This window comes from Candidatus Gastranaerophilales bacterium (assembly GCA_028693235.1).
Lineage (GTDB): Bacteria > Cyanobacteriota > Vampirovibrionia > Gastranaerophilales > Gastranaerophilaceae > JAQUVW01.
The window spans coordinates 48,087-66,099 of the sequence record JAQUVW010000001.1 but is presented as its reverse complement, the minus strand read 5'-3'; the positions used below and the strand labels follow the sequence as shown (position 1 = coordinate 66,099).

Genomic DNA, 18,013 nt, shown 5'->3' with positions numbered 1-18,013 from the left:
TTATCGGTTTAAGCCTGCGTTATTCAAAATTGTCAAAACAAGTTCGTCGTAAGTAATTCCCATTGCATTTGCCTGAGCAGGAAGGTCGCTCAAATCGGTCATTCCCGGGCTTGTGTTGATTTCTAAAACATAAGGAATATCGTCAACTATCAAAAAGTCTACTCTGCTAACACCCGAGCAAGAGCAAGCTCTGTGAGCTTTTACAGCAATTTCTTTGACTCTTTTTGTCATGTCATCAGTCAATTCCGCAGGGAGTATAAACTCGGTCATTCCTGCTGTATATTTTGACTCATAGTCATACCATTCTGTTTTCGGCCTGATTTCCAAGATTTCAGTCGCAAAAGTTTTGTCCTCATCATCAAGAACGCCAACTGTCGCACAAACACCGACTAAATATTCTTCTATCATAATATCTTGCTTGCAAGATAATGCCTTGTTGAAAAATTCTTCAAGTTGAGCAGGTGTTTCAACCTTATACATACCAATACTTGAACCTTCAGAGACAGGTTTTATCATCATTGGATAATTCAATCCTTGGACTTTTTCTTTTACATTTTCATTTTGTCTGATGAAAACTGATTTTATCAAAGGGATATTCGGGAAATTTTTCAATATATTTTTGGTATTTTGCTTATTCATACACGCTGCACTTGAAAAAACACCGCAACCCGTATATTCGATACCCAACAATTCTAAAAGCCCTTGGATACAACCGTCTTCGCCGTATTTTCCGTGAAGAGCATTAAAAGCTACTTTAAAATTTCCTTCTTGTAATTTTTGAGCAACATTTTTATCAACATCAACAAGCTCAACATTTTTATACCCGAGCCTTTTTAATGCTTCAAACACATTTTTACCGGAACGTAAAGAAACCTCACGTTCACTGGACATTCCGCCGTTTAATACAGCTATTTTTGTATCGTCTGAATATTTTTTCCTGTTAATTTTTGCCATAATTTATCTTCTTCTATATCCGTTTTACCTATAAATTTCACTTCTGATTTTAACTCGATTGTATATTTTTCTTTGACAAGAGAATACATTTTATACATTAAATTAATTATATCGTGAGAAGTCGCATTTGATACATTTACAATGAAGTTTGCGTGATTTTCCCACACTTTTGCCCCACCAAAGGAAAGTTCTTTGGCCCCTGACAAATCCAAAAGCCTGCCAGCTGAATCATTTTCAGGATTTTTAAAAATACTTCCTACATTTGGCAATTTCAAAGATGGTTGATGCAATTTTCTAAACTCAAGGTTTCGTTGCATTAACTCTTCAATTTCGGCTTTTTCTTTCGGCTGCAAGTCAAAGACAGCCTCTAAAAGTACATAAGGTTTTTTCGCCAAAATTGATGTCCTATAATCAAACATCATATCATTTTTTGAAAGATTCAATATCTGTTTAGAATTTCTGTCAAAAACTTTTGCACTCACAAATTTATCAGAAACAGCCTGCGAATGAGCAGACGCATTCATATTGACCATTCCGCCCATTGACCCCGGGAAACCAATCATAAATTCAAAACCGGAAAGATTTTGAGCCAAACATTCTTTTGAAAGCAATGGTGCTCTTGTGCCACAGGAAACTTTTATAGAATTTCCCGAAAATAAAAAATCTGAAAGTTTTGAAGTTATAATGACATCTTCTTCTACGCCATCTGATGAAACTATAATATTAGAGCAGCTTCCCAAGACAATTGAATTCGGATTTTTTTTGAGCAAAAAGACAAGTTCTTGAACCGTTTTCGGGAAATAAACATTTTTAGCCGGACCACCGATTTTAAAAGTGGTGTGAAGCTTTATGTCATAGTCCTTTTGAGTTTCAATATCCATCATTAATTGCCCCGATTATAGATTTCATTCATAAGAGGTCCGATTTTCGTAACATCGCCCGCACCCAATGTTAAAACTATATCAGATGGCTTCAATAGTGGCAATATTTTTTTAGCCGCTTCGTCCATTTTGCCGGAGATATAGACCGCATCTTTGTGGCAGATTTGTTTTACAAATTTTGCAGGATCAGCTTCTGTAAGTGGTTTTTCAGACGCAGCGAAAACATCAACGACAATTAATTTGTCGATTGAGTCAAAAGCATTTAAAAATTCGTCCCAAAGCCCTATAAATCTTGAATATCTGTGTGGTTGAAAAACAGCGACAATGCGGTGTCCTTTTATTTCTTTTAACGCAGTCAGCGTAGCTTTGATTTCACTCGGGTGGTGAGCATAATCGTCAACAACTGTTATTCCGCCAAATTCAGCACTTTTTTGGAAGCGTCTTCCCATACCCGAAAAAGTTTCGAAGTGTTTAACGAATTTTTCAGGGCAGATACCTGCTTCATATAAAGCTATGAAAACTGCTAATGAGTTATAAACATTATGATATCCGGGAACCGAAAGTTTGATTGTAGTGATAATTTTTCCATTTTTGTTCACATTAAATTCAGAGCCAAAGCCAATAAATTTAATATTTTCTGCGACATAATCCGCATTTTTGAGTCCGAATGTAATATATTTTTTATTGGGATTTCGTTTCATTAACTCAAGATTGCCCTCGCAATCCGTATTTATAATCACTTTTGCGTTAGGTTTTAAATTATTTAAGTAAGTTGAAAAAGTATTCAACAAATCTTCAAATCCATTTTTATAGAAATCGACATGGTCAAGTTCAAGATTATTGATAACACTTGTATCAGGTTGGTACTTAAGAATTGTGCCATCAGACTCATCTAATTCTGCTGCAAAATAATCATGCGAAGCAAATTGAGCATTTGTGTGAAGTTCAGGAATAATTCCGCCGACAACAAATGATGGTTTTAATCCGGCTTTTTCAAGCAAATAAGAGCATAAACCGCTTGTTGTAGTTTTGCCGTGAGTACCAGAAAAGCCCATAAAATTAGACTTCGGGTTCTCCGAAAATACTTTCGCAATTGACTGCAATAAATCAGACCTGTGAATAACGGGAATATTAAGTTCTTTTGCACGCTGTATTTCTACATTGTCAGCTTTTATTGCAGTACTGGCAATAACAACATCTGCCCCATCGACATTATGAGCCTTATGCCCAATGCTGACAATAGCACCCAAATCCCTAACCTGAGCAACATATTTACTATCAGAAACATCTGAACCTGAAACCTTGTACCCCTCTTGCAAAAGGTATTTAGCAAGCCCGCTCATACCGACTCCGCCAATTGCTATAAAATGAAATCTCTTGTTTTTGTCACCTAACATAATTAAAAACCTACAACTGTCTTCTATAATTTATAATATATATATTAGTACAAAATTTAATTTCTGTGAACGAAAAACAAAAAATCCATTGTTTGTATTGTTGTCTAAATTTGAAAAAAATAGTACAATGGATTTTGCTGTAAAGTAGAAAAAATTAAAGAGGTATTTTATGAAATTACATATGCAGGTGCTAATCGCCTTGGGACTAGGCATTAAGCGAAACGGACACATTTTCTTCGGGCTGATTGCCGGTATAATTTTAGGTATAATTATACACTCCCACCGCTCGGTAACGGGTGAAATTAATAATCACATGATTAGTGTTTTATTAAGCGTTTTAACATTTATCGGTCAAGCATTCATTAGATTAATTCAGATGGTCGTTATTCCGTTAGTATTTAGTGCTATTATTGTTGGGATTTCAAGCATCGGCGACAACAAACAATTAGGCAAATTCGGCTCTAAGATGATTTTATACTATGGTATAATCACTGTCTTAGCAGCTGTTTTGGGTGCAATTCTCGCTATAGGTATCAAACCTGGCATCGGTGCTCAACATTATATCAACCAAACTTCTGCGGTTGAAATTCAAGCTCAAGTTCACCACGCTATTACAGAGCAACGTGGCAATATTTCTCAAATATTCTTGAATTTAATACCTCAAAACCCATTAGAATCACTATCTAAAGGCGATATGATTCCGATTATATTCTTTGTTTTGGTATTTGCTATCGCTCTTGCAAAAGTGGGCGAAATTAACAGACCTGTAGTTTCATTCTTTGAATCCATTTTTGCCGCCACGATGAAGGTTACAGATTGGATTATGTACCTTGCAGCTCCTGGTATTTTTGCATTAACAGCAGTTGCAGTTTCATCATTTGGTGCCTCAATTTTTGACAGCATCTCGAAATACTTCTTAGTATTATTATTGGGTTTTGGTGCTCAACTGTTTATAATTTATCCACTCTTAATGAAAATTTTCAGCAAAGTACCTATCTTAACTTTCTATACAGCGATAACTGAAGCTATGATGGTAGCTTTCGGTACAGCCAGCAGTTCTGCAACATTGCCTTTGACAATTGCCTGCTGTGAAAAAAGAGGTATCTCTCATAAAGTTTGCAGTTTCGTTTTGCCGTTAGGTGCAACATTAAATATGGACGCAACCGCTTTATTCCAAGTGGTAGCTGTATTCTTCTTAACTCAAGCTTACGGCGTAACTCTTGAACCTATTCAAATAATCCAAGTAATCATACTTGCAATCATCGCTTCAAGCACCTGTGCAGGAATACCGGGAGCAGGTCTTATCACCATCGCTCTTGTATTAAACGGCCTTGGATTGACACCTCACCAACTCGTAGAAGGGTTCGCATTCTTGTTTGCTATGGAAAGAATAGTAGATATGTTAAGGACTATGGTAAATGTCACCAGTGACGCCGTCGTCGCAGCTGTTATAGCTGATAACGAAAACGAAATAAACTATGATTTGTTGAATAATCCTGAATCTTATAAAGAGATAATTTAAGAGGTTTAAATCTAAACAAAAAAAACCTGAGCTTTTTAGTTCAGGTTTTTTATTGCACTAAAAAAGAGGCTCTAGAAAGAACCTCTATTTATTTAAAGCTTTAAACTTAGTCAATCAAGACTTGTTGCATTTCTACATCAGGTTTTCCTAAAACCCTAACCAATTCCAAAACGGAAGCTTTCATTTGGCAACGTTGTGATGTGCCGTTGAAAAAATCAGAATAAAAGCATCCTTCACATACACAGCCTCTCTTATAGCATTCAAGAGCGGTATTGGTCCATCTTCTGACTGCAATAGCTCTTCCCATATCTCTGCTTCTAAGCACGATAAATCCTCCAAAAATATTTTATTTTCCCCAAGTGTTAAGTTCACTCTTGAACTGTTTTTTAGCTTAATTTTATTATAGCTTTTCCGTTTTCATTTTCAAGGCAACCGGAGGCAAATTATTACATTCTGATACATACTCTCTGATTTCAGTCATAATGGGAACATAGACATATTCAAAGAAAAAAGAAATCGTGAATTTGTTAAAAAATCACGATTTCCACTACATATATTCAGCATGGATACATGCCAAAATTGCTAAATTTTACAATTTAGACGCCTGTTACTGCACCTAAATTTGCACTTTTTACAGTTCGAGCATATTTAGCTAGATAGCCCTTGCGTTCTTTTGGTTGAGGCAATACAAATTTTGCTTTTCTTTCAGCGATAACACTATCGGGGACATCAAGGGTAAGTTTTCTGTTAGGTATATCAATTTTGATTTTGTCGCCGTTTTCTACCAGCCCAATCAAGCCGCCATCAGGAGCTTCAGGACAAATATGTCCAATACAAAGCCCTCTTGTGCCACCTGAAAAACGTCCATCGGTAATCAAAGCGACTTTTTTGCCTAAACCTTTACCGACTATTAAAGAAGTAGGAGCAAGCATCTCCCTCATTCCGGGGCCGCCCTTAGGTCCTTCGTAGGTAATTACAACAACATCTCCAGCCACGACCTCATCAGCCTCTATAGCCCTCATAGCGGCTTCTTCTGAAGTGTAAACTTTAGCCTTACCTTCAAAAGTCAAACATTCTTTTTCAACGCCTGAAATTTTCACAACAGCACCTTGCTCTGCAAGATTTCCGTACAAAACAGCCAACCCCGGATTTGAGGTTATCGGATTTTCTATTGTTTTGATAACATCATTGTCAGCCCAAGCTTTTTCTGCAATTTCTTTTGTCGTAATTCCACACGCAGATTTAGTATCATTGAATTCAGGAGTATGCCCATAAATAGTTTTGATAACACCGGGGATTCCACCAGCATTGTCTAAGTCAGACATCGTCAATGTCGAAGACGGGTCTAACTTTAATATTTGAGGTATTTTATGACTTAATTCATTAAAATCTTCTAATGAAATATCGACACCTGCAGCAGTAGCGATTGCGAGAAGATGAAGAATAGAATTTGTAGAACCGCCAAGAGCCAAATCTGTTATGATAGCATTTCGCAAAGATTTTTTTGTAATAATATCAGATGGTTTCACATCATTTTCAACCATTTTGACAATTTCCATACCGCTGTCAAACGCAATCCTTTTCTTCTTAGCTGACACAGAAGAAGCTGTAGCACAGAACGGCAAGCTCATGCCAATAACCTCAGTCAGGCAAGCCATAGTATTTGCCGTATATAATCCTTGACAAGAACCTGCTCCGGGGCAACATTCTTGTTCTAATTCGTATAATTTTTCTTCTGTTATTTCGCCGTTACGATATCTGCCGATTGCCTCAAATGAACCTCTTATGAAAGTTAATTTTTCATTTTTACAGCTACCTTCAAGCATAGGACCTGCGGTAACAACAAGACAAGGAATATCAAGCCTTAACGCTGCAATCAACATCCCCGGGGTGATTTTGTCGCAATTTGTAAGCAAAATTAATCCATCTAACTGATGGGCGGAAGCGACCGTTTCAACACAATCAGCTATCAAATCTCTTGAAGGAAGTGAATATTTCATTCCGCTATGCCCCATAGCAATTCCGTCACAAACTGCTGGAACCCCGAAAATAAAAGACTGACCGCCACCGGAGTGGATACCTTTTTCAATATATCTTTCCAAGTCACGCATATTTACGTGCCCGGGAACCAATTCGGAAAACGAACTTGCAATTCCGATAAAAGGTTTTTTCATACCTTCTTTTGAAACACCCGTAGCATAAAGCAGTGCCCTGTGCGGTGCGTGATTAATACCTTTTTTTAGATTATCACTTTTCATAAGATTACCTTTCTTGTCATCTTGTCGTCTTGAATATATTACAATTTTGATTAATTTAAGACAAGTTTGTGAACATTCCTATAACAACTTGTCAATAGCAGCTTTCACTTCATTTACAGAAACTTTTGACAAGCATTCTTTATCTCTGTCGCATTTTTTCTTTAGAGAACACGGCATACAAGGTAAATCCGATTTTAAAAGAATATTTTCATCTCCCAACGCATACCATTTTTCAAACGGCATTGGTCCATATATACCAATAACCTTTGTATGAACAGAAGCTGCCATGTGCAAATTTCCAGAATCATTGCCGACGAGTAAATCTGCTTTTGCAATCATTGCCAAACTTTCTTGCAAAGAAAATTCTCCGCAAAAATTCAAAGGCGTATTTTTTAATTTTTTCCCTATTATATCTTCAATTTCTGAATAATAATTTTTATCAAAATCTGTACCAATATATATAACTTGAACATTTTTTTCATCTGACAAATATCTGATAATTTCGGCAAAATTTTCCTTTGCCCAAATTTTTCCTGCGTTTGTCGCTGTAGCGTGAACTATAACGTGTTTTTTTTGAGAATGTAAATCCGTAGTCAAAAGTTCATCTATTTTTAACGCAGCTGCTTCTTCCACCCAATTTTCCAAATAGTTATCATTAACAGGTATATTATCAGCCCTTAAGACGTCTAAAAAGCATTCTACTTCGTGTTTATTTTTTGAATAAGGAACTTTCTTCGTCAGCAGGAAGCCTCGTCCTTCAGTATCAAAACCAACCCTTTCATTAATTCCGGAAAAGAATGCAAGAGCTGCACTAGAAAAGGAACGCTTTAAAACGTAGGCTTTATCGTATTTTTCATTTCTAAGTTTTTTAACGTAGCTCCAAAATGTTTTTGGTTTTGAGTCTATATTTTCATATTTGTGTTTTCTTGTGGTATCAAAATAAATAAAATTGTCTACGTAAGGGCAATTTTCAATAACTTCGCCGGATTTTGGAGCAACCAACATATCAATTTGAGCATTAGGATATGCGGCTCTTAAATTCCGCAAAAACGGCACTGCAAGAACTGTATCCCCGATAAACCTATATCTGAGGACAAGTATTTTTTTAGTCACGACAAATCTCCTCTACATCCAAAAAAGCTTTGAGTTTCAAAGCATATATTTCAATTTCGGTTTTATATTTTGATAATATTTTTTTTATTTTTACAGCATCTTTTTCAGTAGTAACCAGTTTGGTTATGGATTCTTTTGAGGCAATCTCAAACAATTCTTTAATATTTGATTCATCATAGAAGTGATGGTCTTCAAAATCGACTGTTACAGCAAGATTGTAGTCTTTTTTCACAAATTCATAAAATTCAGATGGTTGCCCGATAGCAGAAAAAGCCAACACTCTAGAATCTTTTTCAAGCTCCTTATTTGTCAAAATATTATAAGTTTTATCAGGAACCATTTTGCATAAAAATACTTTTTTATGAAAGCGATTTTCAAGCTCTTCACAATATCTCAAGGCATTTTCATCGTCAGAACTTTTGTTGACCAAAATAATTTTATCTGCACGTTTTATGTTTTCAAGCGGTTCTCTCAATGGTCCTGAGGGCAACAATAGTTCATTACCGAAGCGGTTTTTATTGTCAACCAAAGCGAGATTAATGTGACGCCCTAATTTTCTATGCTGAAAAGCGTCATCTAACAACAAAACATCAGCATTAAAGTTTTTTTCGGCAATTTTAGCAGCCTTAACTCGTGAAGCACAAGTTACAACTGATACATTTGGGCAATTTTCCGCCAAGAAAACAGGTTCATCGCCACCTTTTTCAGAAGAATAAAAAATATTCTTGCCGTCAGAAATTATATTTGGCTCTTTGTTATCTAAAGCAGCCCCGTAGCCACGTGACAATATAGAAACTATTTTGCCTTTTTGCGAGAATGTATTTGCAATTTCAGCAACGACTGGAGTTTTGCCAACGCCGCCTGTTGTGAGATTTCCGACAGAAATCGTCAAGGCGTGAGGGCAATAAGACTTGATTAAATTTTCATCATAAAGATAATTTCTGAATTGGACAACCAATTTATAAAAAACAGAAAAGCCGAAAAGGACCTTCAAGACCATAGCCTCGAAAAAGTCCAATTCGTTTATATTTTTATAATGTAATTTTGATAGAAAAAGTTTCATAACTAGAATAACAATCTAAATAACAAGAACCGTTTGTTCAATTTTTCAGAGAATTTTTTCAAATTAGAAGAAGTAACATTTATATCAGCCATAGTCGCTTTGATTTTTTCTCGGTCTTCAGGTGTTGCACTAACGGAGTTAACTGTATCAAGAGTTACACTCAATTTGTCTAACGCCGTATTTAATTTTATAACTGAATTTGAAATATTAGATTTTAAGGCCGGGTCTTTTGTCATATCATTTACGAAACCGGAGATTTCAGCCACATTTCTTGTTGTAACATCTAAATTCGCCAAAGTAACTTTTGTTTTAGGATCTTCAATAATTTTATTCAAATTGTTAGACAATCTGTTGACTGACTTGCTCGTAGTGGAAATATTGTTGATAAGCTCTTTATCACCGGCAATAGCATTCAAATTATCCGCAAGAGTAGAGATTTTTGCCGCCAACATATCTGCATTACTTGATAAAGTCAACAATTCATTTTTAGATGTATCAATCAAAACTTGAGCTTTTTCAAAAGTAGTATTAGCATTTAATGTCAACTCTTTCATCGCTTTTGCAGATTGTTTCAAATCTGCAATTACATCATCAGACAAGAGCAAAGACAAACGTTCATTAGTTTCAGCCAAAGACTCAGCTGAACGATATTGGAGTTTCATAAAATCAGATAAACGCATAGGTTCAATGATTGTATATTTTGATTTTGTTTGAGGAAATAAAATTTGAGCCCCATCGGCTGCTGCAATGCGAAGCTTATCATTATTGCCGTCAAGACTTATTTTACCGGTTATATAATCAGGCAAAATCAACCCCGGTAAATTTATGATATATCCGACTTTATATGCCAATTTTGTTTTCAGATTTTGTCTTTCTGTCAACGGCAATGTTGAAGTATCCACAATTTCAATCTGTTTAACCAAACCGACATCATGCATTTTTTTGCTTAAAAGCATTTGGACTTTGTCGTTTATATGAAGCACATGCGAGCTGTTTCTTACAGGTAAATATATTGTTTTTAATTGAGGAGGTGTAATTTCCAAGAATTGCTCACCGATAATTCCTGATTGTTGAATAGATATAGAAGAAGCAGTAGGTATTTGAATATTAGGTTCTGTTATGACAAATTTGACGATAACGCCGCTATCAGTCGCTTCTATTTTTGGTACAAGTTCTTCCACCTGCCCAATACGAACTCCCATCATTTGAACACCTGAGCCGACCCTCATTCCGTTGATATCTTTAAATTCAACCGCAAATCTTTCACCGCCGGATAAGGTTCTGCCTTTTACCCACAAAACCGTGAACACCAATATAATTATTGCCGCCAGTGTTAATATTCCTACTTTAAATGATGATGAAAATCTCATATATTCCTCAATTCAACTTTAATATTATAACAAATTTTTAAAAACTTGAAGACATAATCTTCATTGGACCCTCTATTGACGCCGAAACGAACTGTTTTGTAAAAGGGTTCTCTTGTCTTAACATTTCAGCAGGCGTCCCTTCGAAAACGATTTTGCCGTCATAGAGCATTATGACTCTATCTGCACACCTTGTAATTGTAGACATTTGGTGCGTGACAATTATTGATGTTGCCTGTGTTTCACTGTTTAAGGTATTTATATAATCCTCGATTATTGTTGAAGCAACAGGGTCTAAGCCGGCTGTAGGTTCATCATAAAGAATAAATTTAGGCTCCGTAACAATCGCCCTCGCGAAACTTACCCTCTTTTGCATACCACCTGAAAGCTCATGCGGGTATTTTTCTTCAATACCTTCTAAGCCTACTATTTTTAGATTTTTAGCAACAATATCTTGAATTTCATCTTTTGTATATTTCCCTTTAAACTCATGTCTTTCAGTCAAAGCAAAAGAAATATTATCAAAAACATTTATGGAATCAAAAAGAGCCGAATACTGAAAAACCATTGCAACGTCACCAGCTGAAAGTTCAATATTTCCGCTATCTTGTTTTAAAAGACCTGAAATAAGCTTCAAAATAGTACTTTTTCCTGAACCACTGAATCCGACAATAGCTAATTTTTCACCGTCTTTTACCGTGAATGAAATATCGTCAAGAACTTTGCGTCCGTCAAATGATTTTGTTAAATGTTCAACTTTTATACCCATAAAGTAACCTTCTTTAAAAATAAAATATAAGTGCAAAAAGATAATCGATAATAACAATAGCAACAAAAGACCAAACAACGGCTTTTGTAGTAGCTAAACCGACCCCTTTGGCACCACCATTTGCGTCATATCCGCAACTGGCACTTATCAAAGTGATGGCAGCCCCAAAGACTGCTGATTTGAATAGAATACAAATACTAATATCTTTCAAAGCAAGCCCATGCCAAACAGAGCTTACATAATTCAAACCGCTCAACTCAGGAGAAACCAATGAAGAAGCCATTCCGCCTGCCAAAATGCCGACAAAAGAAGCAATTGTAACAACAAACGGCATCATAATTGTACCTGATATCACTCTGGGAACAAACAAATATTTGAAAGGGTCAACTTTCAAAACTTTAAGTGCGTCAATTTGCTCTGTTACACGCATTGTGGCGATTTCAGAGGCAATAGCAGAACCAATCATTGAAATAATTGCAAAACCTGACATTATTGCACCGACTTCTCTGACCATAATCATTGCAACGAGCATACCGATATAGTCTTTTCCGCCTTGTTTTATCATCTCAGGAGCTACTTGAACAGCAACAATAATAGCTGTCATTGCAACTATTGATAACGTAATAGGTAATGAATCAACGGCAAATCGAGAAGAACAATCAACAACTTGTTTCCAACTTATTTGACCTTTCAATATATACTTCAATGTTAGAACAAAACGAATACCAATCTCGCCTAAAGTTTCAAAAAAGTCTTTTAACTGTTTAAAAAAAATGCGGGACAACTGGTATGTAGCCGTTTGCTTGAAGTAAATATGAATATTTTCCATAGGTACCTGTTCTGTTTTTACTAAAATGTATAATTTATACAAAATAGCAGAGTCTCTTATAGTATTTTACTCCAAAACGCAGGAAAACTCCAGTTTTCGCCTACTACAGACAGATGATTTTTCATCTTGAACTCATAAAAAGCATGTGTTATACTTTATTGCATAAAAAAGGCAAATAAAATGAGAAAAGCATTCACATTAGCAGAAGTTCTTATCACATTAGTGATTATAGGTGTTATTGCAGCATTAACAATACCGAGCTTATTAAATAGTACAAATCAACAAGAAACGATTACTGGAGTAAAAAAGGTTTACTCTCAATTATCAACGGCATTACAGAACAATTATGCTAAAAATGGGGAAAGCCTTTCTGACATAGAAGACAAATGCGAGGATGACTCAAACTGCTGGTATGATGAGTTTTATTCAAAAAACTTTAATATCATTTCATCAATGGCTCCTGCCGATAGTAAAGCTTGCACGAGCTGGGAACATGGCTCTTATGATATAACTTTTTATACAGCAGATGGAATGGCATATTCAATCTCTGGAGGAAACATTCTTGTCGATATAAATGGAGATAAAAAACCAAACGAATATACAACAGAATGGTCTAGCGAAGTAAAATTAAATGATGGTTTTGGTTTTTCTTTTTCAACAACAGGTCATTATGACTCTGATATTGGTGCTTGGAAAACAGATGGCGATATAGTTGAAGCTGAGGCACCAGCAACTGCCATAATCGAAAATATTGATTGCACGCATGGTCGCCACGATTGTGACTGCAATGCGTGTTATTAACTGTTCACAAAATGGCATTTTGCAAAATGAGTGTAAGAAATCTCTTGTTTTTGAGGTTCTATTTCTCGACAAATTTCTTTTGCATAAGGACAACGTGTATGAAATTTACAACCCTTTGGTGGATTTTGAGGTGAAGGCAAATCACCTTCGAGCAATATTTTTTCTGTCTTTAAATCTTGATTAATCGTAGGGATTGCACTCAAAAGAGCTTTTGTATAAGGATGTTTAGGATTATTGAAAATTTCGTTTTTCAAACCGAGCTCAACAATTTCACCCAAATACATCACAGCAACCCTGTCTGAAACATATTTGACAACGCTCAAGTCGTGAGAAACAAAAAGAACCGTCAAATTGAGCTTCTTCTTTAAATCTAGCAACAAATTTATAATTTGAGCCTGAATGCTCACATCCAGAGCACTTACCGGCTCATCTGCGACAATAAACTTGGGGCTCAATATTATTGCCCTTGCAATCGCAATTCTTTGCCGTTGACCGCCTGAAAATTCATGCGGATAATTAAATAAAGAACGTTCTTCAATCCCAACAAGTTCAGCTATATTTTTTATTTTCTCGTCAATCAAATTTTTATCTTTGTAGCCATGAATAACAAGAGGCTCTTTCAACGTTTCATAAATGGTCATTTTGGGGTCTAAACTGGCGTACGGATTTTGAAAAATGAGTTGTGCATGTTCTCTAAAAATTTTCAATTCTTTTTTATTTTTTTTAAGGACATCATCTTTTTTATATAAGACTTCACCGTGAGTTGGTGCAATTAAACGCAAAACGCACTTTCCCAAAGTCGATTTTCCGCACCCGGATTCTCCCACGAGCCCGAGGATTTCGCCATCGTATATTTTAAAATTCACATCATTTAAAGCATATACATAGCCGCTATTTTTCCCCATAAAGCCATCATTTAGCGGATAATGCATGTCCAAATTTTTTATTTCAAATAAATCTTGCATATCAGCATTATAAATCCCGTTTTGAGGAGATGAATTCTCTACCTGCATTATACTATCGCACTTTCTAATGTTTTTATAAGCCCTAAGTTAGCGTCAAATTCAGATTTGACACCTATAGGCAACGTGTATTTTTTTGCAGCGTGGCTAATATAAAATCCATCTGAAACAGGTACATCAAGTTTTTGAGCTTTGTCTGCCAAAAATTCATCGAGATATTCTTGTTTATCCAAACCCACAAATTCGCCGATTGCAATTCCAGCCAAATTATTTTTAAATTTTTCAATATTAAAAAGCTGCGTAAGCATTCTGTCAATCTTGTAAGCAGGCTCGTTGATATCTTCAAAAAAGAAAATGAATTTTTCGTCAGGAATAAAATCAATGCCCGCAAGCGTAGTTATCGTGGAGAGATTTCCTCCCCAGAGAATACCTCTAGCAACTCCGCAAGAATAAGTTTTAAAACCGTCTTTAGCCTTGAATTCAAGACCTTTTTCCTTTGAAGTAACTACACTGAAGAAAGAATCTTTTGTAAATTCATCGATTTTATCAGCTCCGAAATCACCGTTAGCCATAGCCCCATGAAAAGTTATCAAACCTGTATTCTTATATATCATAGCTAACAATGCTGTTATATCAGAATAACCGATTAATAATTTCGGATTATTTTTTATCAATTCATAATCAATATTTTTAACGAGCCTCAAAACTCCGTAACCACCTCTTGCACACAATATTGCATCAATTTTTTCGTCAGCAAAAAAATTATGTAATGCTTTTAGCCGAACATCATCTGTACCAGCCATGCAAGTAAATTTTTCATCAATATTTTTTGAAAGCACAACTTTATAACCTAAAGCCTCAAAATATTTTTTGGCTTTTTTAATTTTTTCAGCCTCTTTTATAAGCCCTGAAACTGCCAAAATGCCAATAGTGTCGCCTTTTTGTAATTTTTTCGGTTTAATTATGTTCATAAACGCCCATTTTTTAAATTATTCGTATATAATTATAGTATCAATTTTGAGCGGAGTAAACAATTGAGCGAAAAATACGTTCCTTTATATAGAAAATACAGACCTCAAACTTTTTACGATTTAATCGGACAAGAAAATATCGTAAATGCGTTGAGTAATGCAATAAAACTAAACCGCATTGCACACGCATACTTGCTTTGCGGACCGAGAGGAACAGGCAAAACATCATCTGCAAGAATTCTCGCTAAATCACTAAACTGCAAAGAAGGTCCAACATTAAAACCGTGCGGCAAATGTCCGAGCTGCCTAGATATTATGAACTCCGTACCAGTTGATGTTGTTGAAATCGATGCTGCAAGCAACAGAAGTGTCGAAGATACTCAAGCTATACTTGAAAAAATCCAATATGTACCGGTCAACGGCAGATACAAAATATATGTAATTGATGAAGTTCACATGCTTTCAAATCACGCCTTCAATGCTCTTTTGAAAACACTTGAAGAACCGCCTGAAAACGTTATCTTTATCCTTGCAACCACAGAACCTCATAAAGTTTTAGAAACAATTATTTCCCGTTGCCAAAGATTTGATTTCAGAAGAATTACAACAGAAGATATAGTCAAAAGATTATCTTATATTTCAGAACAAGAAAAAATAAATATCGCAAAAGAAGCTCTTTACTCAATCGCCAAAAATTCAGCCGGCGGTATGCGTGACGCTGTAGCTCTATTAGACCAAATCAGCGTTTTGGGACAAAACAAAGAAATTAATATAGAAGATATCAACGAACTTTTGGGAAAAATATCTTTTGAAATGCTTTTTGATATTACTACTTGTATTATCGACTCAGACTCAGCTAAAGCAATTGAGCTCATTGATAAAATCTACAACAAAGGCAACGAACCTATCCAAATCGTAAACAACTTAATTCAATATTTCAGAGATTTGATGATTTTAAAAAACTGTAACGATAAATCGCTTGTTTTAAACCTTACACAATTAAATGAAAATTCAATAGAAAAATCAAAACCACAAGCTGAAAGCTTTGAACCTGAGCAAATAATCGCCCTAATAGACAAGCTTTCTTACTATGCAACTCAAATTAAAGAAACAACAAATAAATACTTATGGCTTGAGCTGTGTCTTATTGATATTGCTAACAATCAGGCAAATATGACCGTCGCATCGCTGACAAAAAGAATTGATTTGTTAGAATCGCAAATTGCAAACGGCTCGCCTATTACGGCAGCACCTCAATCAAAAGCCTTGCAACCTGTCAAAAAGCCCGTTGAGCCCCATGCAACACAACCAATTCATTCAATTGACAAAGAGCCACAAAAGCCAATTGAGCAGACTGAACCGACAGAAACCAAAAAGCCTGCTTCATCACCTCAAAAGCAAGAAGTCAAAACCCCGCAAGAGGTTAAAGTTGCCTGTCTTACAGACGGTGATATAAGAACGACTTGGCACTCTTTGCTCGAAAATATTGAAAGTATGCCCTCTAGAGCCTTCTATTCCAGCTTGGCTCGCCCGATAGAAATAACTCCTGAAAAAGTAACTATTTCATTTGCAAAAGACATTTTTGTCAGACAAGCAAAAGAAGACACGAAAAAATTGCCATTAGAAAATGCAGCAAAAAAATTCTTTTCTGTAGCATCAATAAAAATAGAAGTTCACCTCAGTGACGGTACAGAACCTGAACAAAATGTAAAAAAAAAAGTTGAACTAGCTCCTAAATCCGACACTGATGACAACGAAATTCATACGCAAGAGGAAGAAGAATATTTATCCCAAATGATGAAAAAAGACGCTCCTCTCAAAACCGAAAAGCCGGCTGACCTCGATGAATCCGACCAAGCTAAAATGTTTATTCAACTATTTGATGGCAAGTACATTGATTAAAATTTAAAGACTCAGAGGTAATCTCATCTGTCAAAACATAGGCATGATTTCTTTTTTTGCTATCAAATTCTGATTTTTTATAAATATTATCAATAACACGTTCTCTGTTTCCCAAAACTTCGTCTGCAAACAAATCAACAACATAACCACTTTTTACCAGATTATTTATCAACAAAAAGCTCAGTTTTTCCCCAAGCATATCAAAATCCGTATCCACGTAAATTGAAGTAATAAAAGCTATTTTATTTTTAACCATAAATTCCCCTCACATATTTGATGTAATCTTTTATCAATATAAAATTAAGCTTAACGCCGCCTGATTCAAAGTCAGAATCTGTATAAACAGGAGTGACAAAAGCGACTTTGCCCTTATTCATAGCCAACCTTCTATAATTTATAAGTCAATATTTATATACTTATAAATTATGAATAGAAACAAACCCTACTTAAAAAGTTCGGTAAAAATGTAAAAATCGAACGTATAAAAAAAGACCTGACACAGGAAAGACTCGCAGAGATAATGAATGTCTCTCAAAATTACGTTGCAAACATAGAATGTGGCAAGGCTAATATGTCGCTGGCAAAGGTTTTGGAGCTTTCAAAATTTTTAGATGTAAAAATTGAAGCCCTGCTTACTTTCAAATAGTTATCTGACTTTCATCGCCCTTTGAATATCGCGGTTTTGAGCCTTTTTAGCCAAGTCATCACGCTTGTCATACAGTTTTTTACCTTTAGCAAGTGCTATTTCCAGCTTTGCCCAGCCATCAGATAAAAACATTTCAATCGGAACTATTGTGTAGCCGTCTTTTTTTATTTTCCCGATAATTTTTTCAATTTCTTTTTTGTTGAGCAAAAGTTTGCGAACACGCAACGGGTCTACATTGTAGCGGTTTCCTTGCTCATAAGGGCTAATATGACAATTGTACAAAAAGGCTTCAGCATTTTCTATTTTAACGAAACTGTCCTTAAAATTAACGCTACCTTTTCTTATAGATTTTATTTCAGTACCTGTAAGCACCATGCCTGCGACGTATTTGTCAAAGATATGGTACTCGTGGAATGCTTTTCTGTTTAATGAAATTTGTTTTTTACCCATAGAAGGATTATAGCACGGAAAAGTTTAACAGCGAATAGCCAACTTTGTTGAAGCGATTTGAGAAAGGTTGAATAAAGTTTTATTTGCAATAAAAAACAAAATAAAAGTTTATGAAACTATTACGGAGT

General features: G+C 35.5%; 19 protein-coding genes. 4 read left to right on the top strand and 15 right to left on the bottom strand.

Annotated elements, in window-relative coordinates; genetic code table 11:
• The 3 genes from PHV37_00320 to murC are packed head-to-tail and all read right to left on the bottom strand — an operon-like array spanning position 1 to position 3,232.
• Complete coding sequence (locus PHV37_00320) at positions 1-954, bottom strand: D-alanine--D-alanine ligase (protein MDD3236523.1); 954 nt, start codon at positions 952-954, stop codon at positions 1-3.
• The gene (gene murB / locus PHV37_00315) at positions 909-1,838 is read right to left on the bottom strand and encodes a UDP-N-acetylmuramate dehydrogenase (GenBank protein MDD3236522.1); all 930 of its coding nucleotides are present in this window, start codon (positions 1,836-1,838) and stop codon (positions 909-911) included. Before murB ends, PHV37_00320 begins: the two co-directional genes overlap by 46 nt.
• Positions 1,838-3,232, bottom strand: coding sequence for a UDP-N-acetylmuramate--L-alanine ligase (gene murC / locus PHV37_00310; GenBank protein MDD3236521.1), 1,395 nt, complete (start codon positions 3,230-3,232; stop codon positions 1,838-1,840). Before murC ends, murB begins: the two co-directional genes overlap by 1 nt.
• A 169-nt stretch (positions 3,233-3,401) precedes the next feature.
• Here murC and PHV37_00305 point away from each other — a divergent pair, with 169 nt between their 5' ends.
• Positions 3,402-4,754, top strand: coding sequence for a dicarboxylate/amino acid:cation symporter (locus tag PHV37_00305; GenBank protein MDD3236520.1), 1,353 nt, complete (start codon positions 3,402-3,404; stop codon positions 4,752-4,754).
• 106 nt (positions 4,755-4,860) lie between these two features.
• Here the strand turns inward: PHV37_00305 and PHV37_00300 are convergent, their stop codons facing one another.
• From PHV37_00300 to PHV37_00270, 7 genes are all read right to left on the bottom strand, one after another.
• Positions 4,861-5,079: a hypothetical protein gene (locus PHV37_00300; protein MDD3236519.1), complete on the bottom strand. Its 219-nt coding sequence runs from the start codon at positions 5,077-5,079 to the stop codon at positions 4,861-4,863.
• A 271-nt stretch (positions 5,080-5,350) separates the two neighbouring features.
• A complete protein-coding gene (ilvD, locus tag PHV37_00295) occupies positions 5,351-7,012 on the bottom strand; it encodes a dihydroxy-acid dehydratase (GenBank protein MDD3236518.1) in 1,662 nt (553 codons plus the stop codon).
• A 78-nt stretch (positions 7,013-7,090) separates the two neighbouring features.
• A complete protein-coding gene (gene waaF, locus PHV37_00290; GenBank protein ID MDD3236517.1) occupies positions 7,091-8,125 on the bottom strand; it encodes a lipopolysaccharide heptosyltransferase II in 1,035 nt (344 codons plus the stop codon).
• Positions 8,118-9,188, bottom strand: coding sequence for a tetraacyldisaccharide 4'-kinase (gene lpxK, locus PHV37_00285; GenBank protein MDD3236516.1), 1,071 nt, complete (start codon positions 9,186-9,188; stop codon positions 8,118-8,120). Before lpxK ends, waaF begins: the two co-directional genes overlap by 8 nt.
• Before the next feature lie 2 nt (positions 9,189-9,190).
• The gene (locus PHV37_00280) at positions 9,191-10,558 is read right to left on the bottom strand and encodes an MlaD family protein (GenBank protein MDD3236515.1); all 1,368 of its coding nucleotides are present in this window, start codon (positions 10,556-10,558) and stop codon (positions 9,191-9,193) included.
• Between the two features lie 37 nt (positions 10,559-10,595).
• Complete coding sequence (locus PHV37_00275; GenBank protein ID MDD3236514.1) at positions 10,596-11,324, bottom strand: ATP-binding cassette domain-containing protein; 729 nt, start codon at positions 11,322-11,324, stop codon at positions 10,596-10,598.
• Positions 11,325-11,337: 13 nt separating this feature from the next.
• Positions 11,338-12,153: an ABC transporter permease gene (locus PHV37_00270; GenBank protein ID MDD3236513.1), complete on the bottom strand. Its 816-nt coding sequence runs from the start codon at positions 12,151-12,153 to the stop codon at positions 11,338-11,340.
• Positions 12,154-12,333: 180 nt separating this feature from the next.
• Between PHV37_00270 and PHV37_00265 the strand changes: the two genes are divergently transcribed.
• Complete coding sequence (locus tag PHV37_00265; protein MDD3236512.1) at positions 12,334-12,954, top strand: type II secretion system protein; 621 nt, start codon at positions 12,334-12,336, stop codon at positions 12,952-12,954.
• Here the strand turns inward: PHV37_00265 and PHV37_00260 are convergent.
• Both PHV37_00260 and PHV37_00255 read right to left on the bottom strand, forming a co-directional pair.
• Entirely contained in the window at positions 12,951-13,919 is a 969-nt protein-coding gene (locus PHV37_00260) for an ATP-binding cassette domain-containing protein (GenBank protein MDD3236511.1), read from the bottom strand. The two genes, PHV37_00265 and PHV37_00260, sit on opposite strands and share 4 nt — an antisense overlap.
• A gap of 47 nt (positions 13,920-13,966) precedes the next feature.
• Entirely contained in the window at positions 13,967-14,887 is a 921-nt protein-coding gene (locus PHV37_00255) for an LD-carboxypeptidase (GenBank protein MDD3236510.1), read from the bottom strand.
• Positions 14,888-14,950: 63 nt separating this feature from the next.
• On the opposite strand from PHV37_00255, the gene dnaX reads away from it, so the two are divergent.
• Positions 14,951-16,789, top strand: a complete 1,839-nt coding sequence (gene dnaX, locus PHV37_00250; protein ID MDD3236509.1) for a DNA polymerase III subunit gamma/tau — start codon at positions 14,951-14,953, stop codon at positions 16,787-16,789.
• On the opposite strand, the gene PHV37_00245 is transcribed toward dnaX, so the two are convergent.
• A complete protein-coding gene (locus tag PHV37_00245; protein MDD3236508.1) occupies positions 16,755-17,045 on the bottom strand; it encodes a hypothetical protein in 291 nt (96 codons plus the stop codon). The two genes, dnaX and PHV37_00245, sit on opposite strands and share 35 nt — an antisense overlap.
• Complete coding sequence (locus tag PHV37_00240; protein ID MDD3236507.1) at positions 17,038-17,166, bottom strand: hypothetical protein; 129 nt, start codon at positions 17,164-17,166, stop codon at positions 17,038-17,040. Before PHV37_00240 ends, PHV37_00245 begins: the two co-directional genes overlap by 8 nt.
• Before the next feature lie 104 nt (positions 17,167-17,270).
• On the opposite strand from PHV37_00240, the gene PHV37_00235 reads away from it, so the two are divergent.
• Complete coding sequence (locus tag PHV37_00235; protein MDD3236506.1) at positions 17,271-17,435, top strand: helix-turn-helix transcriptional regulator; 165 nt, start codon at positions 17,271-17,273, stop codon at positions 17,433-17,435.
• On the opposite strand, the gene smpB is transcribed toward PHV37_00235, so the two are convergent.
• A complete protein-coding gene (gene smpB, locus PHV37_00230; protein MDD3236505.1) occupies positions 17,436-17,885 on the bottom strand; it encodes an SsrA-binding protein SmpB in 450 nt (149 codons plus the stop codon).
• Positions 17,886-18,013: the final 128 nt, after the last annotated feature.

Coding starts and splice junctions, on each gene's coding strand:
- PHV37_00320 (MDD3236523.1), bottom strand. CDS start 954: ATGGCAAAAATTAACAGGAAAAAATATTCAGACGATACAAAAATAGCT.
- murB (MDD3236522.1), bottom strand. CDS start 1,838: ATGATGGATATTGAAACTCAAAAGGACTATGACATAAAGCTTCACACC.
- murC (MDD3236521.1), bottom strand. CDS start 3,232: ATGTTAGGTGACAAAAACAAGAGATTTCATTTTATAGCAATTGGCGGA.
- PHV37_00305 (MDD3236520.1), top strand. CDS start 3,402: ATGAAATTACATATGCAGGTGCTAATCGCCTTGGGACTAGGCATTAAG.
- ilvD (MDD3236518.1), bottom strand. CDS start 7,012: ATGAAAAGTGATAATCTAAAAAAAGGTATTAATCACGCACCGCACAGG.
- lpxK (MDD3236516.1), bottom strand. CDS start 9,188: ATGAAACTTTTTCTATCAAAATTACATTATAAAAATATAAACGAATTG.
- PHV37_00280 (MDD3236515.1), bottom strand. CDS start 10,558: ATGAGATTTTCATCATCATTTAAAGTAGGAATATTAACACTGGCGGCA.
- PHV37_00275 (MDD3236514.1), bottom strand. CDS start 11,324: ATGGGTATAAAAGTTGAACATTTAACAAAATCATTTGACGGACGCAAA.
- PHV37_00270 (MDD3236513.1), bottom strand. CDS start 12,153: ATGGAAAATATTCATATTTACTTCAAGCAAACGGCTACATACCAGTTG.
- PHV37_00265 (MDD3236512.1), top strand. CDS start 12,334: ATGAGAAAAGCATTCACATTAGCAGAAGTTCTTATCACATTAGTGATT.
- PHV37_00260 (MDD3236511.1), bottom strand. CDS start 13,919: ATGCAAGATTTATTTGAAATAAAAAATTTGGACATGCATTATCCGCTA.
- PHV37_00255 (MDD3236510.1), bottom strand. CDS start 14,887: ATGAACATAATTAAACCGAAAAAATTACAAAAAGGCGACACTATTGGC.
- PHV37_00245 (MDD3236508.1), bottom strand. CDS start 17,045: ATGGTTAAAAATAAAATAGCTTTTATTACTTCAATTTACGTGGATACG.
- PHV37_00240 (MDD3236507.1), bottom strand. CDS start 17,166: ATGAATAAGGGCAAAGTCGCTTTTGTCACTCCTGTTTATACAGATTCT.
- smpB (MDD3236505.1), bottom strand. CDS start 17,885: ATGGGTAAAAAACAAATTTCATTAAACAGAAAAGCATTCCACGAGTAC.